We start from the raw sequence: 20,772 nt of genomic DNA, 5'->3' as shown, positions 1-20,772 counted from the left end.
ACAACGCTGAATCGCGAGTTGCTATCTTCGTTTAAAGTATCGACGCAAGGGTCCGATCGTGATCAACGAACAGCCGGTACCGGATCGGAGTGGGATGACGGCGCCAACACTCGTCGCTCGCGGAGTCCGCAAGCGATACGGCGATACCCAAGCCCTTGACGGACTCGACCTCGAGATCGCGCCCGGCGCCATCCACGCCCTGCTCGGCCCGAACGGCGCGGGCAAAACCACGGCGGTGAACGTCTTCGCGACGCTCACGCGCCACGACGAGGGAGAGGTCACGGTCGCGGGCCACGACGTCCGCCGGTCGCCGCGGCGGGTCCGGGCGGCGATCGGCCTCGTCGGGCAGGCGACGGCGGTCGACGAGAAGCTTTTCGGCCGCGAGAACCTCGTGCTGTTCGGGAGGTTGCACGGCCTCTCGAAGTCGGCCGCCCAGCAGCGCGCCGGCGAGCAGCTCGACGCGTTCGGGCTGGCCGATGCCGCCGACCGCAAGGTGTCGACGTACTCGGGCGGGATGCGCCGGCGTCTCGACATCGCGGCGAGCCTCATGACCCGGCCGAGCCTGCTGTTCCTCGACGAACCGACGACCGGCCTCGATCCGCGCGGGCGCAACGAGGTGTGGGAGATGGTGCGCCGGGCTGCCGCCGCGGGCACGACCGTGCTGCTCACCACGCAGTACCTCGACGAGGCCGACCAGCTCGCCGACCGCATCACCATCCTCGGCGCGGGCCGGGTGATCGCCGAGGGGACGTCCGCTCAGCTCAAGGGCACCATCGGCGGCGACCGGGTGATCGTCACCGCGCGGACGCCCGCGGACCTTGCCCGGATGGCGGAAGTCCTTGGCGGGCAAGCGGATTCCGAGCAGCTCCAGCTCGTCGTCGAAGGCGGGACGGCGGACCGCGCCGCGGATCTGATCTCCGCGGTGCGCGAGCTGGACGCGGCCGGCATCGAGGTCGACGACATCCTCGTGCGCCGCCCGACGCTCGACGAGGTGTTCCTCCACCTCACCGAACCGTCGGCGGAATCATCGGCGGAGTCGGCGGAGTCGGCTGGGGCGAAGCGATGACCGCCGGTCGCGGCACCCGGTGCCGCCCCTTTGCGCCAGCTCTTCGCACGCCCGCAGTCCTCGAAGGAGCCATCCGGTGATGACCGTATTGAGGCACGGCTGGATAATCACCCTCCGCGAGCTGAAGCTCTGGCAGCGCGACCCGTCGCCGCTGATCGTGGGCATCCTGTTCTCGATCATGCTGCTGCTGATGTTCGGGTTCCTGCTCGGCGGCGCGATCGGCCTTCCCGGCGGTGGCGGTTACCTGGCGTACCTGCTGCCCGGGATGCTCGCGCTCTCGATGCTCTTCGGGGTCGAGGCGACGATGGGCGCGATCACGAACGAGACCAAGAAGGGGATCACGGACCGCTTCCGGTCGCTGCCGATGTCCGGCGTCGCCGTTCCGCTCGGACGATCAGCGGCCGACCTGCTCAAGTCGGCCGTCGAGCTGGCGGTGCTCATGGGCGGCGGGCTGCTGATCGGCTGGCGGGTCAGCGGATCGTTCGGCGCTGTGCTGGTCGCCGCGGCTTTGCTGCTGTGGCTGCGGTTCGCGATGCTCTGGCTGGGAATCTTTCTGGGCCTGACGCTCCGCGGCGAGGGAGCGTTGATGTCCGTGCAGATCCTGGTCTGGCCCATCGGGTTCCTGTCCGGGGTGTTCGTCTCGCCCGAGTCGATGCCCAGCTGGCTGGGGTTCCTCGCACAGTGGAACCCGGTGTCGGCGACGGCGGCCGCTTGCCGCGATCTGTTCGGGAACCCGACCGGCATCACGTCCGGCCCGCTCGCGGACTACCCGCTGCTGCTCGCGCTCCTGTGGCCCGCGGTGCTGCTGGCGATCTTCGTTCCGCTGTCGGCGCGCGCCTACCAACGACTTTCGCGCTGAAGCGTAAGCAGATCCCTTGGGTGCCCAAGGGATCTGCTTACGCCGCAACCGGTTGTCGGCCGATGGAGTCTCCAGGAGGCTCGGCCATCGGGATCTGGTCATTTACTCTCTGACAGTTTCCGCGAGGCGGATCGGCTCGGGAACCTCGAGCTTGAAGATCCGTGCGGCGTTCAGCCCGAGCACCTTCGCCCGGGTCGTCTCGCTGAGGGACGCCATTCCGCGTTCGATGGCCTCGGCCGAGTGGGGCCAGGTTCCCTCGTGGTGCGGATAGTCGTTCGACCACATGAAGTTGTCGGCGAGATCCAGCTCCTCCACGAGCCGGAGTCCAATGTGGTCTTCCACAAAGGTCGAGAAGCAGTTCCTCCGGTAGTACTCGCTCGGCCGTTCGGCGAGGGTCGGCCTCACCCAGAAGTGGTGTGCCGCAGCCGCGTAGTCCATGGTCTCGAGCACCCAGGGCACCCATCCCACGCCGGCTTCGACGGTGCCGCACCGGAGGTCGGGGTGGCGTTCGAACACGCCCGACGCGATCAGGGTGACGATCGGTTCGAGTGTCGTCGGCATCGCGTGGCAGACGTAGTTGATCACCGCTCCGCCGTTGCCGCGCACGGCCTGGGCGTCGCGTCCGGTGGCGACGTGGAACACGATCGGCAGGCCGAGTTCCGCGAGCGCGGCCCACAGCGGCTCGTAGCTCGGATCGTTGTAGCTCAGCCGGTCCGCGTTCGCGAGCCCGAAGATCGGCTGGGCGGGCATCGCGACGCTGCGGTAGCCGCGCTCGGCCGCCCACGTCGCTTCGGCGACGGACTCCTCCACGGCGGCGCCGCCGAGCAACGCGGCCGGGTTGAGCCTTCCGAAGTGCGGTCCGAAGTAGTCGAAGGACCAGCGGTTGTAGGCGCGGCACATGGCCATCTGGAACGTCGAATCCGGGGTTGCCCAGCACAGGAGCCCGTAGTTGGGGAAGATGATCTCGGCACTGATCCCGTCGAGTGCGGCGTCGGCGAGCCGCTGCTCGACGGAGATTCCGGACTGGTACCGGTCGAACCGGAGCCGGTCGTCTTCGCCCATCCGGTTCTGGCGGCCGGGCGCCCGGCGTCCGGGCTTCACCAAGTACGGTTTGCTGCCCTCGCTGATCAGAAACTCCGCGCCGTGCTCGTCGGTCTCGATGCGCGGGCATCGGTGCGCGAACTCCGGTTCGATGGCGTCGAGGAACCCGGGCGGCTCGGTGTGGTGAGTGTCGGTCGAGACGATGAAGTACTTGTCCGGGTCGTCCGGGGCGGCCGTTCGCTCCCACCCGGCGTGGCCGGGCGTGGCCGTCCGCCATGCGTTCTTCGGATCGACGATGGTCATGGTTGGCCCACCAATACTCCGGTAGCGAACAGCGCTGATCATCCGCGATCCACGCTAGACGCTATATACTTTGGTAGCAAGTGTCAGAGGTAGGAGGCCTTGTGACGTCGTACAGCGACGAACTCGCCGACATCTACGACCTGGTCTTCAACTGCGGGAGGAAGAACTACGACGGCGAGGCGGCCGAAGTGGTGCGGCAGGTCAGGGCGAGGTTCCCTGGGGCGAGGTCGCTGCTGGACGTGGGATGCGGGACCGGCACGCATCTCGAGAGGCTCTGTGCGGCTTTCGACCGCGTCGAGGGAGTCGAGCCGGCCCCGGCGATGCGCCGGGTGGCCCAGCGGAAGCTCCCGTCCGTGCCCATCCACGCCGCCGACATGCGCGAGTTCCGGCTCGGCCGCTCGTTCGACGCCGTGTGCTGCATGCACGGCCCGATCGGCTACATGACTGACGAGGCGCAGCTTCGGGGTGCGGTCCGCCGCATGGCGGAGCACCTGATGCCGGGAGGCGTGCTCGTGCTGGACCCGTGGTGGTTCCCCGAGACCTTCGTCGACGGCTACGTCATGGCCGAGGCGGCGCGGGACGACAGCCGTTCCGTCGCCCGGATGTCGCACTCCGTGCGGACGAGCGAGTCGTCGATGTGCATCACGGCGAAGTACCTGGTCGGCGACTCCACGGGGATCCGGGAGTTCGCCGCCTCGGACGTGTTGTCGCTGTTTCGCAAGGATCAATACGCCGACGCGCTCGCGGCCGCGGGGCTGGGGACGGAGTACGTGCCGGCGCCGGAGACGCCGCGGGGCCTCTTCATCGGCATCAAGCCGGAGGGTGAACCAACTCGATCTCGCCGACGTTGACACTATCTATTAATTAAGTAGTCTCAGGGAGCTGAGGCTGCTCCGGGCTACGACGTTCGAGGGGACCGAGATGCGCAGACGCGTTCTACCAGGCGAATTCCTCAATCCACAGGGAGTCTCGGTCGACCGCGAGGGCAACATCGTCGTGATCGACGGCGGCGCCCGGCCCCCGGACGTCCAGGTGTTCCGTCCGAACGGCGACCCGGCGGAGGCCGCGGAGGAGCCGTTCCTGTTCCGGAACTTCCTCGGCACCCCCGGGGCGGATCCCCAGCAGGGCACCGATGTCCGCCAGCAGCTGCCGGAAGGCGAGTTCCGCGGCGGCGGGGCGGACGAGGACTGGCTTTTCCCCCTGGATTCCGCGATCGACCGCGACGGCCGGGTCGTGGTCCTCGACGCCCACCGGGTCAAGATCTACGACATCGACGGACGTTATCTGGGCCTGTTCGGCGGGGTGGGCTGGGCCGAGGAAGACCTCATCAGCGAATGCGGCATCACGGTCGACAACCAGAACCGCGTCATCATCACCGACAACGCCAGCGCCAATCCGCATCTGGACACCCGGGTTCCCCGCAACCAGGTGAAGATCTACGACTCGACCGGCGCGTTCCTGTTCGGGTTCGGCCCTCTGGGGTCGGGTCCGGGAGAGTTGAGTTCCCCTCTGGGCGTGGCGTCCGATAGCAAGGGCCGCATCGTCGTCGCCGACCAAGCAAACCACCGGATCGCGGTCTTCAGCTCCGCCGGCGAGCACATCTTCGATTTCGGGCAGCTCGGCTCCGGCGACGGTGAGCTGAACTTCGTGTTCGGCATAGCGGTCAACAGCCGCGACGAGATCATCGTCGCCGACTGCGGGAACAACCGGGTGCAGGTTTTCGACTCGGCTGGCCGGTACCTGCGCCAGTTCGGCGGACTGGGCGTGGGAGACGGCGACCTGAACCAGCCGTTCCATGTGGCGGTGGACGTCAACGACAACATCGTGGTCGCCGACTCGGGCAACGATCGCGTGCAGATGTTCAGCCCTGACGGACGGTTCATCGCCGGCTTCGGGCGCACGCGGCGGCCGTCCGTGCGCGCGCTCGGGGAGAGTCCGCTCAACTTCCCGATGGGCATCGATGTCGATTCACAGCGGAACATCGTCGTGTCCGACACCCGCAGCAGCCGCATCGTGGTCCTCGACGCCGACGGCGTCCTGGTCCGTGCCATCGGTTCGCTGGGCACCGGGCCGGGCCAGTTCCACTTCCCGTACGAGGTGGCGGTCGGCCCGAACGACGCGATCTACGCCGTCGACCAGGGAAACCGGCGGGTGCAGGTGTTCTCCCGCGAGGGGGAGTACCTGTTCGGGTTCGGCGGTCTCGGTTCGGGCGAGGGCAAGTTCAGCACCCCGTCGGGGATCGCGGTCGACTCCCAGGGCCGCATCATCGTGGGCGACGGCGGAAGCAGCCTGATCCAGGTCTTCGACCCGGCCGGGCGGTTCCTGTTCCAGTTCGGGGAAACCGGCGACGGGGACGGCCAGTTCAACGGCTTCCAGATCAGCGTCGCCGTGCTGGCCGACGACCGGATCGCGGCCGTCGACGGCAGGCACCATCACGTCCAGGTCTTCGACTCCAGCGGACAGTTCGAGTTCCGGATCGGCACCGAGGGAACCGAAGAAGGAAACTTCCGGGCGCCGCAGGCGGTGGCCGCGGACCGCAGCGGCCAGCACATCGTCGTGACCGATCCCGGGAACGACCGGGTGCAGATCTTCGATCCCAACGGGAAGCTGCAACAGGTGCACACCGTCGAGGGCCAAACGGCCGGCTGCGTCGCCATCGACGACGACGGAAAGCGGATTCTCGTCGCCATCCCGACCAACGACCGGATCCAGGTATACGACATGCCGTGGTGAAGCAACGGGAACAGGAGGCCGCGATGGCAGATGCGCTCACCGCGACGGATTTCAGCGTCGTGGACAGGATGTTCGGGGCGATCGAGAAAGGCGACATGGACGAGCTGCGCACCTGTTTCGCACCGGGTGCGCGCGCGTGGCAGAACTACAACGAGAAAGACCTGACCGTCGACAGGGTGATCGCGATCCTGGGCCGCCTCTGTGCACTCTCGACCGTTCGGACGTTCGAGGACCAGCGCGTCACTGCCGTTGGCTCGCAGCTGTTCCGGCAGCACACGCTGACTGCGATGCTCCGTTCCGGGCGCCAGTTGCGGCTGCCGGTGATGATGCGGGTGGAGGTCGACTCCGACGGGCTCGTGGCGCGGCTCGAGGAGTACTACGACTCTCGCGCGACCGACGTGCTCGCCGAAAAGCCTAAGTGATCACTTCTTAGCAACCGACCGGCAAGCACGCCCGCGAAGCGTTCGTGCGAAGCCAGACTGAAGTGGATCCCGTCGGCCCCCGGCTCGACCACCGCAGCCGCGTCGACGAACGTCGCGCCACGTGCCGCAGCGAGTTCCGCCAGCAGCCCGGCCAGCCGCGCTGCCTTCTCGGCCGATGTCCGGTCGTAGAAGGCTCCGTTGACCTCCGCGAAGTCCGGTGCGGTCACGTCGATGCGCGCCGGTGCGACCAGCACGACCTTCGGCGGGTGCCCGCCCTCCGTCCTCCCGTGTGCGGTCACGTCGTCCAGCAGCCGGGCGATCGCGGCGGTGACCTCCGCGGCCGTTCGCCCGAACTGGATCTTCAGGTCGTTGGTGCCGAGCATCAGCACGACGACATCGAGCGGGTTGTGGCTCAGCAAAGCGGGCAGCAGGTAGGTGCGTCCGTTGCGGCCCGGCCGGTTCATCGAGTCCGGGTAGTCGAGGTCGGTGGTGCGGCCGCCGAGCCCCTCTTCGATCACGTGGAATCCGCCGCCGAGCAGGCCCGCCAGCCGGCTGGTCCACCGGATGCCCGCCGGCCACCGCCCGCGGGCGACGTCCTCGGAACGCTGGCCGTAGGTGTTGGAATCGCCGTAGCAGAGCACGTTGATCATGCCGCTGCGCAACGCTTCCGCCGGTCCGTTATTCCCGCGAACAGGCGGCGGGCCGCTCCCGGCGTCAGTTCCTTCCGTTCACCACCGCCGCCGAAGTGCCGCCGCGCCGAGAAGGTTCCCCGGCGGCCAGCAGCCGTCCGTGCGGCAGGAATTCGATCCCCGCTGCCACGCCGATGTCGCTGCCGCTCTTGAACTTCTGTCCCAGCGCTTCCAGGCCCTTCGCCGCGGGCAAGGCGAGGAATCCCTTTTCGGCGTCGGTGGTCGCCGAGTTCCGCTGAGACGCGCGCGGGGCGGCGATCGCGTCCGGCAGGGTCATGCCGAGGTCGAACCGGTTGAGCAGGATCTGCAGGACGGTCGTGATGATCGTCGCGCCGCCCGGCGAACCGACCGCGAGCAGCGGTTTGCCGTCGTGCAGGACGATCGTCGGCGACATGCTCGAACGCGGCCGCTTGCCGGGAGCGGGCAGGTTCGGGTCGGGCGCCGAACCCTGCGTCGGGGCGAAGTTGAAGTCGGTCAGCTCGTTGTTCAGCAGGAAACCGCGGCCTGGCACGGTGATGCCGCTTCCGGCCAGCTGTTCGATCGTGTTGGTGTAGGACACGATGTTGCCCTGCTTGTCGGCGACGACGAAGTGGTTCGTGTGCTGTTCATTGCTGTCCGAGGACGCGGCGGGAGCGGTGGCGCAGGGGGCGGGCGAGTACGGGTCGCCCGGCGCGACGGGGCTCGACCCGGCCTGGTGCGGGTCGATCAGGCACGCCCGGGACGCCGCGAAACGCTTCGAGAGCAACTGCTGCTGCGGCACGTTCACGTAGCGCGCGTCGCCGATGTAGCGGTTGCGGTCGGCGAAAGCGAGCCGGCTCGCCTCCAGGTAGTGGTGCAGCGCCTGGGTCTGGTCCATTGTGGACAGCGGGAAATTGCCGAGAATGTTCAGCGCTTCGCCGACGGTGATCCCGCCGCTGGAGGACGGAGCCATGCCGTAGACGTCGTAGCCGCGGTAGTTGATGTGCGTCGGGGCGCCGTCGAGCGCGCGGTACGCGCGGAGGTCGGACAGCTGCATCGGGCCGGTCAGCGGGGTCGCGGCGCTGGGTACGACCGGCGGCTTCTGCACCGCCCGCACGAGGTCGCGGCCGACCGGGCCGCCGTAGAACGCGCCGACGCCCTCGCGTTGGATCTGCCGGTAGGTCGCGGCGAGATCGGGGTTGCGCAGGACGGAACCGGCCTTCGGAGCGGCACCGCCCGGGAGGAACAGTTCGGCGCTGGGGGAGAAGCGGCCCAGTTTCGCGGCCACCGACTGGGTCTGCCGCTCGAACTCGGGCGTGACGATGAACCCGTGCCGCGCGACCTTCTCGGCGGGTTTGAGGTTGTCCGCGAGGCTGAACTTGCCCCAGCGCTGCAACGCCCGCTGCCAGGTGGCGAGCATCCCCGGCACGCCGACGGACCGGCCGCTCTCGACGGCGGTCTCGAAGTCGTACGGCTTGCCGGTGGCGGGGTCGACGAACATCGTGGACGAGTCGCCGGCCGGGGTGGTTTCGCGTCCGTCGATGGTGGAGACGGTCTTGGTGCGGGCGTCGTAGTAGACGAAATACCCGCCGCCGCCGAGTCCGGCGACGTACGGGTCGGTCACGCCGAGCGTCGCGGCGACAGCGACCGCAGCGTCGGCGGCGGTGCCGCCACGGCGCAGCACGTCGATCCCCGCCTGGGTGGACTCGACGGTGTCGGAGACGACCGCGCCTCCGGAGCCCTCCGCGACGGGCGTCCGCGGCGGCGCGGGCCTCGCCGCGGCCGCGGGTGCCGAAGCCAGCACGCAGACGGCGGCGAGCCCGGTGGCCATCGTGGAGGTGAAGATGCGCTTCAGCGGCATGGCAACCCTTTCTCGGCGGCGCACCCGGAGGCGGTGAAACCAGGGAGGTCCTGTTTAGCACTTGGCGCGCCGAGATGACACGGTCCGCGGTGGCTCAGTCAGAGCGGATCCGGTTGCCGGAGCGCCCATTGGCCGGGTTCGGTGTCGATCAGCCGAGATCGGAGGCCTGCCTCGGCGAACTCGCGGTCCAGATCGCCGAAGTTCTCGCTGTAGATCGACCAGCCCTCGTGATGGACGGCGACCACGTGGCTGACCTCGAGCAGCGCGGCCACGTCGGCGGCCCGCGCGGAAGTGAGAGTGAGCGGCCGGCCCCCGTTCTTGCTCGCCACCCGCGCGGCGCCGCAATGCAGAACGGCGACGTCGATGTGAGGGAACGCGCGGGCGATCGCCTTGACCGGCCCGATGCCTGCGTTGTCCCCGCTGACATACACGGTGGGCAGGCCGTGGGCTTCCAGGACGAACCCGTGGACTTCGGTGTTGATGTCGCCAGCGTCGTCGCGGTCGCCGTCGAGGGGTCCGTGCTGCGCCGGAACCGCGTGCACGCGCACCTGGCCCATCCGATGGACGTCGAAGTCGTCGAGACCGATCGCCGGAGGACCAAGCCGGCCCGCGCCTCGCCTGCCCGTGACGATCAGCGGGCACTGCTGGGCGAAAACCCGGCCGGCCCGGTCGAAGTTGTCCCAGTGGAGGTCGTGGCTGAGCAGGACCGCGTCGACGGCCCCGAGCGTGCCGGGCGAGACGGCCGGGCCCTCGGTTTTGCGGTAGGCGCCGTAGTCGCCGGGCGGGTCGAACGTCGGGTCGGTCACGAACCGCAGGCCGCCGTAGTCGAGCACCGCGGTCGGCCCGCCGAGAGTGCCGATCGCGAAACGGTGCCGCTCCGAGCCGATCGCGGCGTCGAGGTCATCGCTCATGAGGCCACCATACCTACCTCTAGGTATGGTGACGCCATGAGCGACAACCGCGCGAAGCTGATCGAGACGGGCGCGGACCTGATCTGGCAGTTCGGCTACACGGCGACGAGCCCTCGCCAGGTGATGGCTGCCAGCGAGGTCGGCCAGGGCAGCTTCTACCACCACTTTCCCACGAAGACCGCCCTCGGTGCGGCAGCTATCGCCGCGAACGCCGAGGCCATCGTCGCCGGTGCGGAGGCGGTGCTCGCCGGGACGGAACCCGGCCTCGTCCGGCTGCGCCGCTACCTGCTGGGCGAGCGGGACGCGCTGGCCGGCTGCAAGATCGGCGGGCTCGCCTACGACCGTGCCGTCCTCGACGACCCGAGCCTGCTCCAGCCGATCAGCGACGCGTTCGAGCGGATCGCCGAACTGCTCGAGTCCGCGATCCGGGACGCCCAGCGGGCCGATGCCGTCCGCGCGGACCTTTCCGCGGCGGAACTGGCGGCCATGGTGATCTCGGTAGTCCAAGGCGGCTACGTGCTGGCCCGCGCCCGAGCCGACGCGCGGCTGCTGAAGCAGGCAGCTTCCGCCGCGTACGCGTTGCTCGCCCGGTAAGGGCGTTCGGGTCAGTCCCCAGCGGACATTCCGTGTCCGGCGGCGCGAAGCGCGTCCTCGGCCACCGCGGCGAATCCGGCGATGACGTCGTTGGCGCGCGTCGGCACCCACACGACCGAACTCGACCACCGCAGCCTGCTTTCGTCGAGCGGGCGCCACGTCAGGCCGTCGGGCAACGGGTGTTCCTCGTTGAAGTGCACGCCCATTCCGGCCAGCACGAGCCCGTGGGTGAAGTTCGGGTTGCGGGCGTGCCGGATCGCTCCCGGCAGGAAGCCGTTGTCGCGGCAGATGGCGAGGATGTGGTCGTACAGCCGCGGCGCCATCTCGCGCTGGAAGACGATCAGCGGGGAGCCGTTGAGGTCGCGCAGCCGCACGACGGCCGAGTCCGCGAGCCGGTGCGTCGCGGGCAGCACGACTCCGAGCGGCCGGGACAGCACCGGTCCTGACTCCAGGCCGACGGTGTCGGACGGGTGGCGCACGATTCCGACGTCGAGCTTGCCTTCCCGCAGGCGGGCGATCTGTTCGTCCGTGCTCACCTCGTGCAGTTCCAGCAGCACGTCCGGCACCGCCGCGGCGAACTCGGCGGCGATCGTGCGCAGTACGGCGGGAGTCGTGTCCGGTGGAATTCCCGCGCGCAGCGTTCCCGACGTGCCGGGCAGGATCCGGCGCATCGCTTCCCGTGCGCTGTCCACGCCTTCGAGCACCGGACGCGTGTGTTCGAGCAGCAGCGCGCCCGCCTCGGTGAGCCGCACGCCGCCCCGGCCGCGGTGGAACAGGTCGACGCCGAGTTCGCGCTCCAGGTCCCGGATCCGCTGCGAGAGCGGCGGCTGCGCCATGTGCAGCCGTTTCGCCGCCCGGCCGAAGTGCAGCTCCTCGCTCAGGACGACGAAGTACCGCAGATGCCGCAGCTCCATCGCCGGGACCATACCAACTCGATATCGCGGGAGGTCGAACTTGGTGTTGGCCAGCGGCGGACTTCCGCTGTTTTTCTTGTCCGCGACGCGAACGACGAACGAAGGAACGACCTCCATGAGCGAAACAGTGCTGCTCGACCGCCGGGACGAGATCGCCGTGCTGACGTTGAACCGGCCGGAGAAGCTCAACGCGTGGACCCACGCGATGCGGGAGCGGCTGATCGAGCACCTGCGCGCACTCGACGAGGATCCGACCTGCCGCGGCGTGGTGCTGACCGGAGCCGGGCGGGCGTTCTGCGCCGGGCAGGACCTGGCGGAGACGGCCGCGATCCGCCCGGACGACCACGCCGCCGCGGAGGCTTGGATCGACGACTTCGACCGCCTGTACCGCGCCGTCCGCGAGATGCGGAAGCCGACCGTCGCCGCGGTCAACGGTGTCGTCGCCGGTTCCGGGTTCCAGTACGCGCTCCTCGCCGACCTGCGGATCGGGCACGCCGGGGTCGCCATGGGCCAGCCCGAGGTGGCCTCCGGCATCCCCAGCATCACCGGGATCTGGGCGATGTGGGACATCCTCGGCCGCGCCAAGACCGCCGAGTTCGCCCTCACCGCTCAGCTCGTCGACGGCGTCGAGGCGCAGCGGCTCGGCCTGCTCACGCGGCTGGTCCGCGAAGACGAAGTGCTCGACGCGGCCATCGAACAGGCTCGCGCGGTCGCCGCGCTGCCGCCGGGAGCCGTCGCGCTCACCAAGACCCGGCTCCGCGAACTGGACGACGAGGCGCTGGCGCAGGCGGTGACCGCGGCCAAGAAGATCCACGCCGCCGCGTACGCCACCGGGGAGCCGCAGCGGGAGATGGCCCGCTTCCTGGCCGGCAAGCAGAACTGAAGGGGCATCGGGTGGATTACGACGAACTGCGCGCCGGACACGACTGGGAGGTCCCGGAGCGCTACAACATGGCCGCGGACGTGGCCGACCGCCACGACCGGGCCGCCATCGCGCTGATCTTCGAGGACCATCTCGGCACGCACCGCGAGATCGCGTGGGGCGAGGTGCAGGACCGCTCTTGCCAGGTGGCCGCGCACCTGTGGAATCTGGGCGTGCGGCCGGGCGACCGGGTGGCGGTGCTCCTTCCGCAGCGGCCCGACACCCCGGCCGTCTACCTCGGCGTGCTGCGCACCGGCGCGATCCTGGTGACCATGTCCCTGTTGTGGGCCGACGAGCCGATCCAATACCGGCTGGCCGACTCCGGTGCCACGGTGCTGGTGACCGAATCCGACGCGCTGGACCGGGTCAGCGGCTTCGCCGGGCACCTCGTCGACGTCGACGACCCGGCGATCGGCGAACTGCCGCCGCGTTTCTCGACCGTGGACACCGCGGCGGACGATCCAGCGCTGATCTTCTACACGTCGGGCACCACCGGCAAGGCCAAGGGCATCGTGCACGCGCACCGGACACTGTTGGGGCACAACGAGTTCCGCTATTGCCACGACCTCCGTCCCGGCGACGTCTTCTACGGTGCCGGGGACTGGGCGTGGTCGATGGCGAAGCTGATGGGCCCGCTGCGCGCCGGCGCGACGCAGCTGGTCTACCGTCCGGCGGGCGGGTTCGACCCCGAAGGGCTGCTGGATTCCCTGTCCCGCAACGCGGTCACCACCGCGCTGGTGAACCCGACGTTCCTGCGCAAGATGGCCGCCGACGTGCCGGACGCGGGCCTGCGTTTCCCGCACAAGCTGCGGGTGGTGTGCTCCTCGAACGAACCGTTGTCCGCGGACCTCATCGACTGGTTCACCGAGCAGTTCGGCGTGCCGTTGCTGGACTACTACGGCTCGACCGAGTCCTACCCGCTGGTCGGCAATTTCCCTGGCGTGCCGGTGAAACCGGGCTCGATGGGCCGTCCGCTGCCGGGCTGGGACGTCGCGTTGCTGGACGCGCACGAGCGGCCGGTGCCCCAGGGCGAACCGGGCGAGATCTGCCTGCGCGCCCGGTCGAACCCGCAGTACCCGCTGGGCTACTGGAACCGGCCGGAGGAGTCCGCGGCGGTGTTCGGCGGCGGCTGGTACCACACGAAGGACCAGGCTTTCGCCGACGAGGACGGCTACTTCTGGTTCCTCGGCCGCACCGACGACGTGATCAAGACGTCCGGATACCGGGTCAGCCCGTTCGAGGTGGAACACGCCCTGCGGGCCCATCCGGCGGTGGCCGACGCCGGGGTGGTCGGCGTGCCGGATCCGGTGCGCGGCCAGGCGGTCAAAGCCTGGGTGCAGACCGCGCCCGGCTACGACGGCGGCGACGCGCTCGCCGAAGAGCTGCGCGCGTTCGCCAAGGAGACCTATTCGCGCTTCGCCTACCCGCGGCACATCGAGTTCGTGTCGGCGCTTCCCCGCTCCGCCACCGGAAAGATCCGGCGGGCCGATCTCCGGGACCGCGATCGCGCTCCCGGCACTCACTGACAAGCACTGAGAAGGAGCCGGCCAATGACCGTCCGGACGGAACACCCCGCGCGCGTTTCCCGCGGCAGGCGGAAGATCGCGCTCGCCTCGGGCATCGGCAACTTCACCGAATGGTTCGACTCCGCCGCCCACGCGACGATGTCTTCCACGATCGCCGCCGAGTTCTTCCCCAAGAACGACCCGTCCGCGGCGCTGCTGGCCACGTGGGCGATCTTCGCCGGCGGGTTCGTCGCACGGCCGCTGGGCGCGGCGTTCTTCGGGCACTTCGGGGACCGGATCGGCCGCAACCGGACGCTCGCGCTGAGCGTGCTGCTGATGAGCGGGGCCACGTTCCTGATGGGCGTGCTGCCGACGTACACCGCGATCGGCGTGGCCGCGCCGATTCTGCTCTTCGTCCTGCGGACCCTGCAGGGTTTCTCCACCGGCGGCGAGTACACCGGCGCTTCGGCGTTCATCATGGAGCACGCGCCGGACGGACGGCGCGCCCGCTTCGCCAGCGCGGTGCCCGCCACCGTCGGTTTGGCCAGCGTGGCCGGATCGGCGGTCGGGGTGCTCCTGACCTCCACCTTGTCCTCGGGCGCGCTGCACACCTGGGGCTGGCGGGTGCCGTTCCTGCTGGCCGGCCCGCTCGGGCTGATCGGGCTCTATCTGCGCCGCCGGGTGGAGGACAGCCCGGTGTTCCGGCAGCTGCAAAACGAGGACTCCGTGCAGCGCAAGCCGCTGCGCGACGCGCTCCGCTCGCACAAACGACAGATTTTCACGCTCTTCGGCTACAGCATCACCAACGCGATCGCGTATTACCTGATGAGCAGCTACATGATCACGTACATGGCCGACGAGCTGGGCTATTCGCGCACCCAGTCGCTGATCGCGAGCGTGGTGTCGATGCTGTGCTACAGCGCGGCCTGCCCGTTCATGGCGTCGGCGAGCGACCGGTACGGGCGCAAGCGGATGCTGCTGGTGTCGTGCGTCGGGTTCGTCGTGTGCACGCTGCCCGCGTTCGCGCTCATGCACGCCGGATTCGCCGGGGCACTCGTCGGCACCGCGGTGCTCGCCGTGCTGGTCGCGGTCATCGGCACGTCGAACGTGCCCGCGATGGTGGAGATGTTCCCGGGCCCAGTCCGCGCCAGCGGCTCGGCGATCGGCTACACGGCGGCGTATGTGCTCTTCGGCGGGACCGCGCCGTTCGTCGCCACCGGTCTCGTCTCGCTCACCGGCAACTCATTGGCGCCCGGGGTCTATTTGATGGCGATCGCGGTGGTGTCGTCCCTGGTCGTCGGATTCGCCTTCCGGGAAACGAAGAACCTGGACCTGGCGAGGCGGTGAGGTCTCGCCAGAGACTTGCAGACTCGGCCATGCAGGCATCGGTGGTGCACTCGGAGCCAGAGCTGCCGCCGTTCAGACGCGGGGCGGGGGAGCGGCACGCCCCCGCCCCGCCGAGTGCAGGCCGCCTACGCACCTCGCAATCGCCTTCCTGATCGAGCGACTCGGCCGCCGACCGGTTCCCGCAGGCCACCAAGAGCTGATTCGATTCCGGGTTGACACGTCCTCGCAGGTCACCCACACTGGTCTGACCACCAGGTCACCGGTAAACCTGATCTGCCTCACCCCCTTCCTGTGCGCACAACGCCGTGCGCGACGAGCAGAGGAGTTGATGACGTGCGTTCCACGATCGCCGTCGGCATCACCGTCGGCGTTCTCGCCGGCCTGTGGATCTGGGCCAGTCAGCGGTTCGGGCTCCCCGCCTGGGGCGCCGTCGTGTCCTGGGCGGCTTTCTTCGCGGCGGGCGGCAAACGCGCCGGTCTGGCGAAGACGCTTCCCGCGGCCTTGTCCGGCGTGCTCTGGGGCTGGCTGGCAGCGCTGGCGGCCGGCGCGCTGACCGGCTGGTCCGGCGCGCTAGCGGTCGCCGTCGGCGTGGCGGCGTTCGCGATGTGCGCGCAGGCTCTCTGGCGTGCGCTGTCCTTCATTCCCGGAACATTCCTCGGCGCCGCAACGCTGTTCGGCACCGGCGTCGACGTACCGGCCACCGTCGCGGTGCTGGTCATCGGCGTCGTCCTCGGGCTCGCGTCCGAATGGTCGGCCGACGCTCTCGTCCGCGCCACCGCCCGTGGCGCGGGCATCGAACCCGCCGCCTCCTGAGACTTTTCCCTTCAGTGGTCAGACCACCAGACCGATGCTTCGAGGAGCACCCATGAGCCCATCTTTCATCGACCGCCACGCGCTGTGGACGGCCGAACAGCACGACGCGGCCGAGCGCGTCGCCGCACAGGTCGCCGAGCAGGACCTGCGCCAGATCCGGATCAGCTGGGCCGACCAGCACGGCATCCTGCGCGGCAAGACGCTGGAGGCGAACCATTTCCGGTCGGTGCTGCGGGGCGGCAAGGACTTCCAGACCGCGACCCTGATCTTCGACACCACGAACAACCCGGTCGTCCCGCCGTTCGGGGCCAACGCGCTCGGCGACCCGAGGATGACCGGGCTGCCCGACGGCGTCCTGGTGCCGGACCCGACGACGTTCAAGGTGCTGCCCTGGCTGAACCGCACCGGCTGGATCCTCGCCGATCTGCACTACCGCTCCAGCGAGATCGTCCCGTTCGACACCCGCGGCATCCTGCGCGAGCAGCTCGGCAGGCTCGCCGGCGACGGCTTCTCCTACGTCGCGGGGGTGGAGCTGGAGTTCTACCTGACCCGCCTCGAGGACCCCTGCCTGTCGTTCGCGGACTCCGGGCATCCGCCGACCCCGCCGAAGGTCAGCGCCGTCTCCCACGGGTTCCAGTACCTGACCGAAAACCGCGGCGACGAGATTGGCGCGATCCTGGACGTGCTGCGGGACGCCATCGTCGCGCTGGGGATGCCGCTCGCCACGGTGGAGGACGAATGGGGACCCGGCCAGTGCGAGGTCACCTTCGACCCGATGCCGGGGCTGCGGGCGGCCGACACCGTGGTCCTGCTGCGCAGCCTGATCAAGCAGCTGAGCCGCAGGCACGGCTACCACGCGACGTTCATGTCCCGTCCCGCGCTGCCCAACGCGTTCTCCAGCGGCTGGCACCTGCATCAGTCATTGTCTGCTTCGGACGGTGCGAACGCCTTCGCCGGGGATGAAACCGACGCGCTGTCCGAGGTCGGCACCCGGTTCATGGCCGGCCTGCTCGAACACGCCCGCGCCTGCTCGGTCCTCACGACGCCGACGATCAACGGGTACAAGCGCTACCGTCCCGATTCCTTCGCGCCGGACCGGGTGACCTGGGCCGAGGAGAACCGCGGCGCACTCGTCCGCGTCGCGGGCGGCCGCGGCGACGCGAACACCCATCTGGAGAACCGCGTCGGCGAGCCCGCCGCGAATCCCTACCTGTACTTGGCGTCCCAGATCGTCAGCGGCCGCGACGGCATGGCGAACAAGCTCGACCCCGGTCCGTCGGCCGACGAGCCGTACCTCGCCGAAGCGCCGCGCCTGCCGGCGAGCCTCGAACGCGCCGTCGAGGCGTTCCGCGAAAGCGCGTTGCTGCGCAAGGAATTCGGCGATCCGTTCGTCGACTATCTCGCGCTGGTCAAACAGCACGAGGTCACCCGGTTCAACGCGGCGGTCACCGACTGGGAGCAGCGTGAGTACTTCGAAATCTACTGACCCGGGCGGACTGACGGTGCTGGCGGCCGCCCGCGCCGAAGACCCCGATCCCCGCACGACGCTGACCGTGGCCGGCGCCCAGCTCGGCGGACCGTGGCTCGATCTCGGCGCGCGGATGAAACGGCTGGTCGAAGCCGCCGAACTCGCCGCGTCGCAGGGCGCGCACGTCCTCGCGTTCCCCGAGACGTACCTGTCCGGCTATCCGTTCTGGCTCACCCGCACGCACGGCGCGCGGTTCGACGACGCCGGCCAGAAAGCCTGCTACGCCGCCTATCTCGACAGCGCTGTCGAGATAGGCGGCCCCGAGCAGCGCGAACTGGAACAACTGTCGTCGGACCTCGCGCTCACTCTCTTCGTCGGCGTCACGGAACGCGGAGGGCGGGCGGCCAGCGGGTCGACGTTCTGCACGACGCTCACCTTCGACCCGGGCGACGGATTGGTGGGACACCACCGGAAACTCGTGCCCACCTACGACGAGCGGCTCGTCTGGGCCCACGGCGACGGTGCGGGGCTCCGGACGCACGCGGCGGGTCCCGCGCGGGTCGGCGCGCTGAACTGCTGGGAGAACTGGATGCCGCAGGCGCGGCACGCGCTCTACCTCGACGGCGAGCAGGTGCACCTGAGTTCGTGGCCCGGCGCCAGCGGGATCGTCGCGGACATCACGCGGTTCACCGCGCAGGAAGGCAGGGTGTTCGCGATGGCGGTGTCGGGCATCCTGCGTCCGGGCGACGTCGCCGACGACTTCCCGCTGGCGGCCGAGGTCCGGGCGGGATCGGACGACCTGCCGTTCGACGGCGGATCCGGCATCGCCGCTCCCGACGGGACCTGGCTGGTGCCCCCGGTCCGCGGCGCCGAGGGGCTGATCGTCGCCGATCTCGATCTGCGGCACGTCGCCCGCGAACGCCTCACCTTCGACCCGACCGGGCACTACAGCCGCCCGGACGTCTTCGCGGTGACCATCGACCGCCGTCGCCGCCGCGCCGGCGTCTTCACCGACTCGCCGGAGGAGTTTTCCCATGACTGACAAGGAAACCGTGCTCGTCCTGCGGCACCAGGAGGACGCCGGCCCCGGCAACCTCGCGACCTGGCTCGACGCGCGCCGGATTCCCTGGCGGCTCGTCGACGTCGCGGACGGGCTGCCCGCGCCGCGGCCGTGCCGCGCGCTCGTGGTGCTCGGCAGCCGCGAGTCCGTCTACGACCCGGCGGTGCCCTGGGTCCCGGACGAGCGGGCGTTCGTCCGCGAGCAGCTCGCACTGGGCACCCCGGTCTTCGGGATCTGCTTCGGCGCCCAGTTGCTGGCCGAGGTTCTCGGCGGCGAGGTGCGCCCGGCGGAGGCGCCCGAACGCGGCTGGGCGGAGGTCAAAACGAGCGCGGGCGGCGCGCTGACGGACGCGATCGAGGGCCGCTGGTTCGAATGGCACGGCGACGAAATCGCCGCGCCGCCGGGCGCCGCGGTGCTCAGCGCGGACCGCTGCGTCCAGGCGTTCGTCCACGGTCCGCATCTCGGCGTGCAGTTCCATCCCGAGATCACCGCGGACCAGATCCGGGCGTGGATGGCGAACGACCGCCGGCGACGGCAGCTGCGCGAGGCGGGTGGCGAGCCCGAGGATCTCCTGCTGGCCACCGAAGCGTGCGACGCGCGGGCCGGGGAGGCTGCCGCCGGTCTGTACGACGCGTTCTTCGGTATGGTCAGACCATCAGGACAGTGATGGTTTACCCGGGGGTGGCCCAGATGGCAGAGCAGCGGATCGCGCCGATCCGGCCGGTCGACCGCAAACCGCTGTACGAGCAGGTCAGCGACCGGCTGCGCGAGTTCATCGACGTCAACCACCTGCAGCCGGGCGACCGGCTGATGAGCGAGCGGGAGCTGGCGCAGCAGCTGTCGGTCGGCCGGTCCTCCATCCGCGAGGCGATCACGGCGCTGCGGGCCCGCGGGATGGTCGAGGTCCGCCACGGCGAGGGCATCTACCTGCTCCAGCGGCCGGAGGAGCTGATCCCGACCCTGGCCGCGGAGCTGATCGAAACCCATCTCGACCACCCCGCGATCTGGGAAACCCGGCAGGCGCTGGAAACCCAGTGCGCCCGCCTCGCCGCGCTGCGCGCCACCGAGCACGACCTCGCCGAACTGACGGCAGCGGTCGAAGAGATGACACGCGAGGTCAAGGCGGGCGAACCCGGCCTCGACGGCGACCGCCGGTTCCACACCGGCGTCGCGGCCGCCTCGCACAACCCCATCCTCATCCGGCTGCTGGAAAGCATGCGCACCGCGCTCGACCGGACCTCGGAGACGTCGCTGACCCGCGCCGGTCAGCCCGCGGTGTCCCTTGCCGACCACCAGTCGATCCTCGACGCGATCAAGAACCGCGAACCGGCGAAGGCCGCGGACGAGATGCTGCGGCATCTGGTCGGCACCACCGACTCGCTGACCGGCGAAGGACACGTGCGTTCGCGCTGACATTCCGGTCAGGGCCACCGTCGGCGCACGGGACGTCGGACCGCACTGAACCACCGTCCCCCGGAAGACGGCCCGCCCCGCCGAACGTCCACTGTGGACTATCTGCTGACCACTCAACTGTCCACAGAGGACACATCAGCGAGCGGCTCCGGCCCGGCGCGCGGGATGCCGCTGCGGACAGCCTCGCTAAACGGATATTCGGCAAAACTCCGGCAAATAGCCTGGTCCATTCGGGTAATTTGCGCCGCGCTGGACCGGCGGCCGGACGTCCGATGGTTTCCTCGGGGTGGTCGCGGGTCCGATGCGCGGAGGCGGTGGAGATGAGCGATCCGTTGTCGAACGGGGACCGAGCCGCACAGGTGGACCAGTGGGTGGCGCGGGCGAAGGAGAAGGCTCAGCGCTACCAGGAGATGCAGTCGGCGGTCGGCCGGGTATCGGTCACCGAGTCGTCCCGGGACGGGCTGGTGACCGTGACCGTGGATTCCGCCGGGAACGCGACCGACCTGCGGATCACCGACAAGGTCCGGGAGTTGTCGGGCGAGCAGGTGGCGGCCGCGGTGCTGACCACGCTGCGGCGTGCGCAGGCCCGGCTGCCGGAGCGGCTCGGCGAGGTGATGGCCGAGACCATCGGGGACGACCAGGACACGATCGACACCGTAGTGGGCCGGTACCGGGAGAAGTTCCCCGAGCCCGAAGAGCCCGAGGCACCGGCGGACCCGGGCGCGCAGCGGTCCCTCGGGCAACTGGAGGAGGAGCCGCCGCCCGCCCCTTCAGCACCGAAGCCGCCGAAGTCCAAGCCGCCGAGCCGTCCGAAGGAGGACAGCCGCGGCGACGACGGAGACGAGGGTTTCGAGGATCGGTCGTTCCTGAGGCGAGGCTGACGAACGGGGGAT

At 69.8% G+C, this 20,772-nt stretch carries 20 protein-coding genes; 15 read left to right on the top strand and 5 right to left on the bottom strand.

All coding sequences use genetic code 11. The annotated features are described in order from the left end of the window. The first annotated feature begins 94 nt into the window (after positions 1-94). Positions 95-1,066 carry an ATP-binding cassette domain-containing protein gene (locus RPX00_RS37045; protein WP_406632422.1) on the top strand — a complete coding sequence of 324 codons (972 nt, stop codon included), beginning with the start codon at positions 95-97 and terminating at the stop codon, positions 1,064-1,066. Between the two features lie 79 nt (positions 1,067-1,145). After that, positions 1,146-1,925 carry an ABC transporter permease gene (locus tag RPX00_RS37040; protein WP_406632420.1) on the top strand — a complete coding sequence of 260 codons (780 nt, stop codon included), beginning with the start codon at positions 1,146-1,148 and terminating at the stop codon, positions 1,923-1,925. A gap of 102 nt (positions 1,926-2,027) precedes the next feature. Here RPX00_RS37040 and RPX00_RS37035 read toward each other — a convergent pair whose 3' ends face one another. Further along, positions 2,028-3,269, bottom strand: coding sequence for an amidohydrolase family protein (locus RPX00_RS37035; protein WP_406632418.1), 1,242 nt, complete (start codon positions 3,267-3,269; stop codon positions 2,028-2,030). Positions 3,270-3,370: 101 nt separating this feature from the next. Between RPX00_RS37035 and RPX00_RS37030 the strand changes: the two genes are divergently transcribed. The 3 genes from RPX00_RS37030 to RPX00_RS37020 all read left to right on the top strand — a co-directional run bounded on the left by RPX00_RS37030 (position 3,371) and on the right by RPX00_RS37020 (position 6,424). After that, positions 3,371-4,120, top strand: a complete 750-nt coding sequence (locus RPX00_RS37030; RefSeq protein ID WP_406632416.1) for a class I SAM-dependent methyltransferase — start codon at positions 3,371-3,373, stop codon at positions 4,118-4,120. 70 nt (positions 4,121-4,190) lie between these two features. Then, positions 4,191-6,002 (top strand): 6-bladed beta-propeller, encoded by a 1,812-nt coding sequence (locus tag RPX00_RS37025; protein ID WP_406632414.1) that lies wholly within the window; start codon positions 4,191-4,193, stop codon positions 6,000-6,002. A gap of 23 nt (positions 6,003-6,025) precedes the next feature. Then, a complete protein-coding gene (locus RPX00_RS37020) occupies positions 6,026-6,424 on the top strand; it encodes a nuclear transport factor 2 family protein (protein WP_406632412.1) in 399 nt (132 codons plus the stop codon). Here RPX00_RS37020 and RPX00_RS37015 read toward each other — a convergent pair. The 3 genes from RPX00_RS37015 to RPX00_RS37005 form a co-directional block, all read right to left on the bottom strand. Then, a complete protein-coding gene (locus tag RPX00_RS37015; RefSeq protein ID WP_406632411.1) occupies positions 6,379-7,074 on the bottom strand; it encodes a GDSL-type esterase/lipase family protein in 696 nt (231 codons plus the stop codon). The genes RPX00_RS37020 and RPX00_RS37015 overlap by 46 nt on opposite strands. A gap of 64 nt (positions 7,075-7,138) precedes the next feature. Further along, on the bottom strand, positions 7,139-8,932 hold the full coding sequence (gene ggt, locus RPX00_RS37010; RefSeq protein WP_406632409.1) for a gamma-glutamyltransferase: 1,794 nt from the start codon (positions 8,930-8,932) through the stop codon (positions 7,139-7,141). 98 nt (positions 8,933-9,030) lie between these two features. Then, positions 9,031-9,843 carry an MBL fold metallo-hydrolase gene (locus tag RPX00_RS37005; RefSeq protein ID WP_406632407.1) on the bottom strand — a complete coding sequence of 271 codons (813 nt, stop codon included), beginning with the start codon at positions 9,841-9,843 and terminating at the stop codon, positions 9,031-9,033. Positions 9,844-9,879: 36 nt separating this feature from the next. Here RPX00_RS37005 and RPX00_RS37000 point away from each other — a divergent pair, with 36 nt between their 5' ends. Next, positions 9,880-10,437: a TetR/AcrR family transcriptional regulator gene (locus tag RPX00_RS37000; protein ID WP_406632405.1), complete on the top strand. Its 558-nt coding sequence runs from the start codon at positions 9,880-9,882 to the stop codon at positions 10,435-10,437. A gap of 11 nt (positions 10,438-10,448) precedes the next feature. On the opposite strand, the gene RPX00_RS36995 is transcribed toward RPX00_RS37000, so the two are convergent. Continuing rightward, positions 10,449-11,468, bottom strand: a complete 1,020-nt coding sequence (locus tag RPX00_RS36995; protein WP_406632403.1) for a LysR family transcriptional regulator — start codon at positions 11,466-11,468, stop codon at positions 10,449-10,451. Between RPX00_RS36995 and RPX00_RS36990 the strand changes: the two genes are divergently transcribed. The 9 genes from RPX00_RS36990 (at position 11,467) to RPX00_RS36950 (ending at position 20,760) form a co-directional block, all read left to right on the top strand. Continuing rightward, complete coding sequence (locus tag RPX00_RS36990) at positions 11,467-12,234, top strand: enoyl-CoA hydratase/isomerase family protein (protein ID WP_406632401.1); 768 nt, start codon at positions 11,467-11,469, stop codon at positions 12,232-12,234. The two genes, RPX00_RS36995 and RPX00_RS36990, sit on opposite strands and share 2 nt — an antisense overlap. An 11-nt stretch (positions 12,235-12,245) precedes the next feature. After that, on the top strand, positions 12,246-13,799 hold the full coding sequence (locus RPX00_RS36985) for an acyl-CoA synthetase (protein ID WP_406632399.1): 1,554 nt from the start codon (positions 12,246-12,248) through the stop codon (positions 13,797-13,799). 24 nt (positions 13,800-13,823) lie between these two features. Further along, positions 13,824-15,125 carry an MFS transporter gene (locus RPX00_RS36980; protein ID WP_406632397.1) on the top strand — a complete coding sequence of 434 codons (1,302 nt, stop codon included), beginning with the start codon at positions 13,824-13,826 and terminating at the stop codon, positions 15,123-15,125. 333 nt (positions 15,126-15,458) lie between these two features. Further along, complete coding sequence (locus tag RPX00_RS36975; protein ID WP_406632395.1) at positions 15,459-15,938, top strand: DUF1097 domain-containing protein; 480 nt, start codon at positions 15,459-15,461, stop codon at positions 15,936-15,938. A gap of 52 nt (positions 15,939-15,990) precedes the next feature. Continuing rightward, complete coding sequence (locus RPX00_RS36970; protein ID WP_406632393.1) at positions 15,991-17,424, top strand: glutamine synthetase family protein; 1,434 nt, start codon at positions 15,991-15,993, stop codon at positions 17,422-17,424. Continuing rightward, positions 17,402-18,448, top strand: coding sequence for a carbon-nitrogen hydrolase family protein (locus RPX00_RS36965; RefSeq protein WP_406632391.1), 1,047 nt, complete (start codon positions 17,402-17,404; stop codon positions 18,446-18,448). The genes RPX00_RS36970 and RPX00_RS36965 overlap by 23 nt, the downstream gene beginning before the upstream one ends. After that, a complete protein-coding gene (locus tag RPX00_RS36960) occupies positions 18,441-19,133 on the top strand; it encodes a type 1 glutamine amidotransferase (protein WP_406632389.1) in 693 nt (230 codons plus the stop codon). The genes RPX00_RS36965 and RPX00_RS36960 overlap by 8 nt, the downstream gene beginning before the upstream one ends. A 23-nt stretch (positions 19,134-19,156) precedes the next feature. Further along, positions 19,157-19,879 carry a FadR/GntR family transcriptional regulator gene (locus tag RPX00_RS36955; RefSeq protein ID WP_406632387.1) on the top strand — a complete coding sequence of 241 codons (723 nt, stop codon included), beginning with the start codon at positions 19,157-19,159 and terminating at the stop codon, positions 19,877-19,879. Between the two features lie 320 nt (positions 19,880-20,199). Beyond that, positions 20,200-20,760: a YbaB/EbfC family nucleoid-associated protein gene (locus tag RPX00_RS36950; RefSeq protein ID WP_406632386.1), complete on the top strand. Its 561-nt coding sequence runs from the start codon at positions 20,200-20,202 to the stop codon at positions 20,758-20,760. The last annotated feature ends 12 nt before the right edge of the window (positions 20,761-20,772 follow it).

Source organism: Amycolatopsis sp. WGS_07 (assembly GCF_045278895.1).
GTDB lineage: Bacteria > Actinomycetota > Actinomycetes > Mycobacteriales > Pseudonocardiaceae > Amycolatopsis.
Note: the sequence above shows the minus strand (reverse complement) of the source record. Positions and strands in the feature narration are given on the sequence as shown.

Bases quoted from the DNA above. Each gene is read 5' to 3' on its own strand.
- RPX00_RS37015 (WP_406632411.1), bottom strand. From the start codon at position 7,074: ATGATCAACGTGCTCTGCTACGGCGATTCCAACACCTACGGCCAGCGT.
- RPX00_RS36960 (WP_406632389.1), top strand. From the start codon at position 18,441: ATGACTGACAAGGAAACCGTGCTCGTCCTGCGGCACCAGGAGGACGCC.
- ggt (WP_406632409.1), bottom strand. From the start codon at position 8,932: ATGCCGCTGAAGCGCATCTTCACCTCCACGATGGCCACCGGGCTCGCC.
- RPX00_RS36995 (WP_406632403.1), bottom strand. From the start codon at position 11,468: ATGGAGGTCGTTCCTTCGTTCGTCGTTCGCGTCGCGGACAAGAAAAAC.
- RPX00_RS37000 (WP_406632405.1), top strand. From the start codon at position 9,880: ATGAGCGACAACCGCGCGAAGCTGATCGAGACGGGCGCGGACCTGATC.
- RPX00_RS37045 (WP_406632422.1), top strand. From the start codon at position 95: ATGACGGCGCCAACACTCGTCGCTCGCGGAGTCCGCAAGCGATACGGC.
- RPX00_RS36990 (WP_406632401.1), top strand. From the start codon at position 11,467: ATGAGCGAAACAGTGCTGCTCGACCGCCGGGACGAGATCGCCGTGCTG.
- RPX00_RS36980 (WP_406632397.1), top strand. From the start codon at position 13,824: ATGACCGTCCGGACGGAACACCCCGCGCGCGTTTCCCGCGGCAGGCGG.
- RPX00_RS37040 (WP_406632420.1), top strand. From the start codon at position 1,146: ATGACCGTATTGAGGCACGGCTGGATAATCACCCTCCGCGAGCTGAAG.
- RPX00_RS37005 (WP_406632407.1), bottom strand. From the start codon at position 9,843: ATGAGCGATGACCTCGACGCCGCGATCGGCTCGGAGCGGCACCGTTTC.
- RPX00_RS37035 (WP_406632418.1), bottom strand. From the start codon at position 3,269: ATGACCATCGTCGATCCGAAGAACGCATGGCGGACGGCCACGCCCGGC.
- RPX00_RS37020 (WP_406632412.1), top strand. From the start codon at position 6,026: ATGGCAGATGCGCTCACCGCGACGGATTTCAGCGTCGTGGACAGGATG.
- RPX00_RS36970 (WP_406632393.1), top strand. From the start codon at position 15,991: ATGAGCCCATCTTTCATCGACCGCCACGCGCTGTGGACGGCCGAACAG.
- RPX00_RS36955 (WP_406632387.1), top strand. From the start codon at position 19,157: ATGGCAGAGCAGCGGATCGCGCCGATCCGGCCGGTCGACCGCAAACCG.
- RPX00_RS36950 (WP_406632386.1), top strand. From the start codon at position 20,200: ATGAGCGATCCGTTGTCGAACGGGGACCGAGCCGCACAGGTGGACCAG.
- RPX00_RS37025 (WP_406632414.1), top strand. From the start codon at position 4,191: ATGCGCAGACGCGTTCTACCAGGCGAATTCCTCAATCCACAGGGAGTC.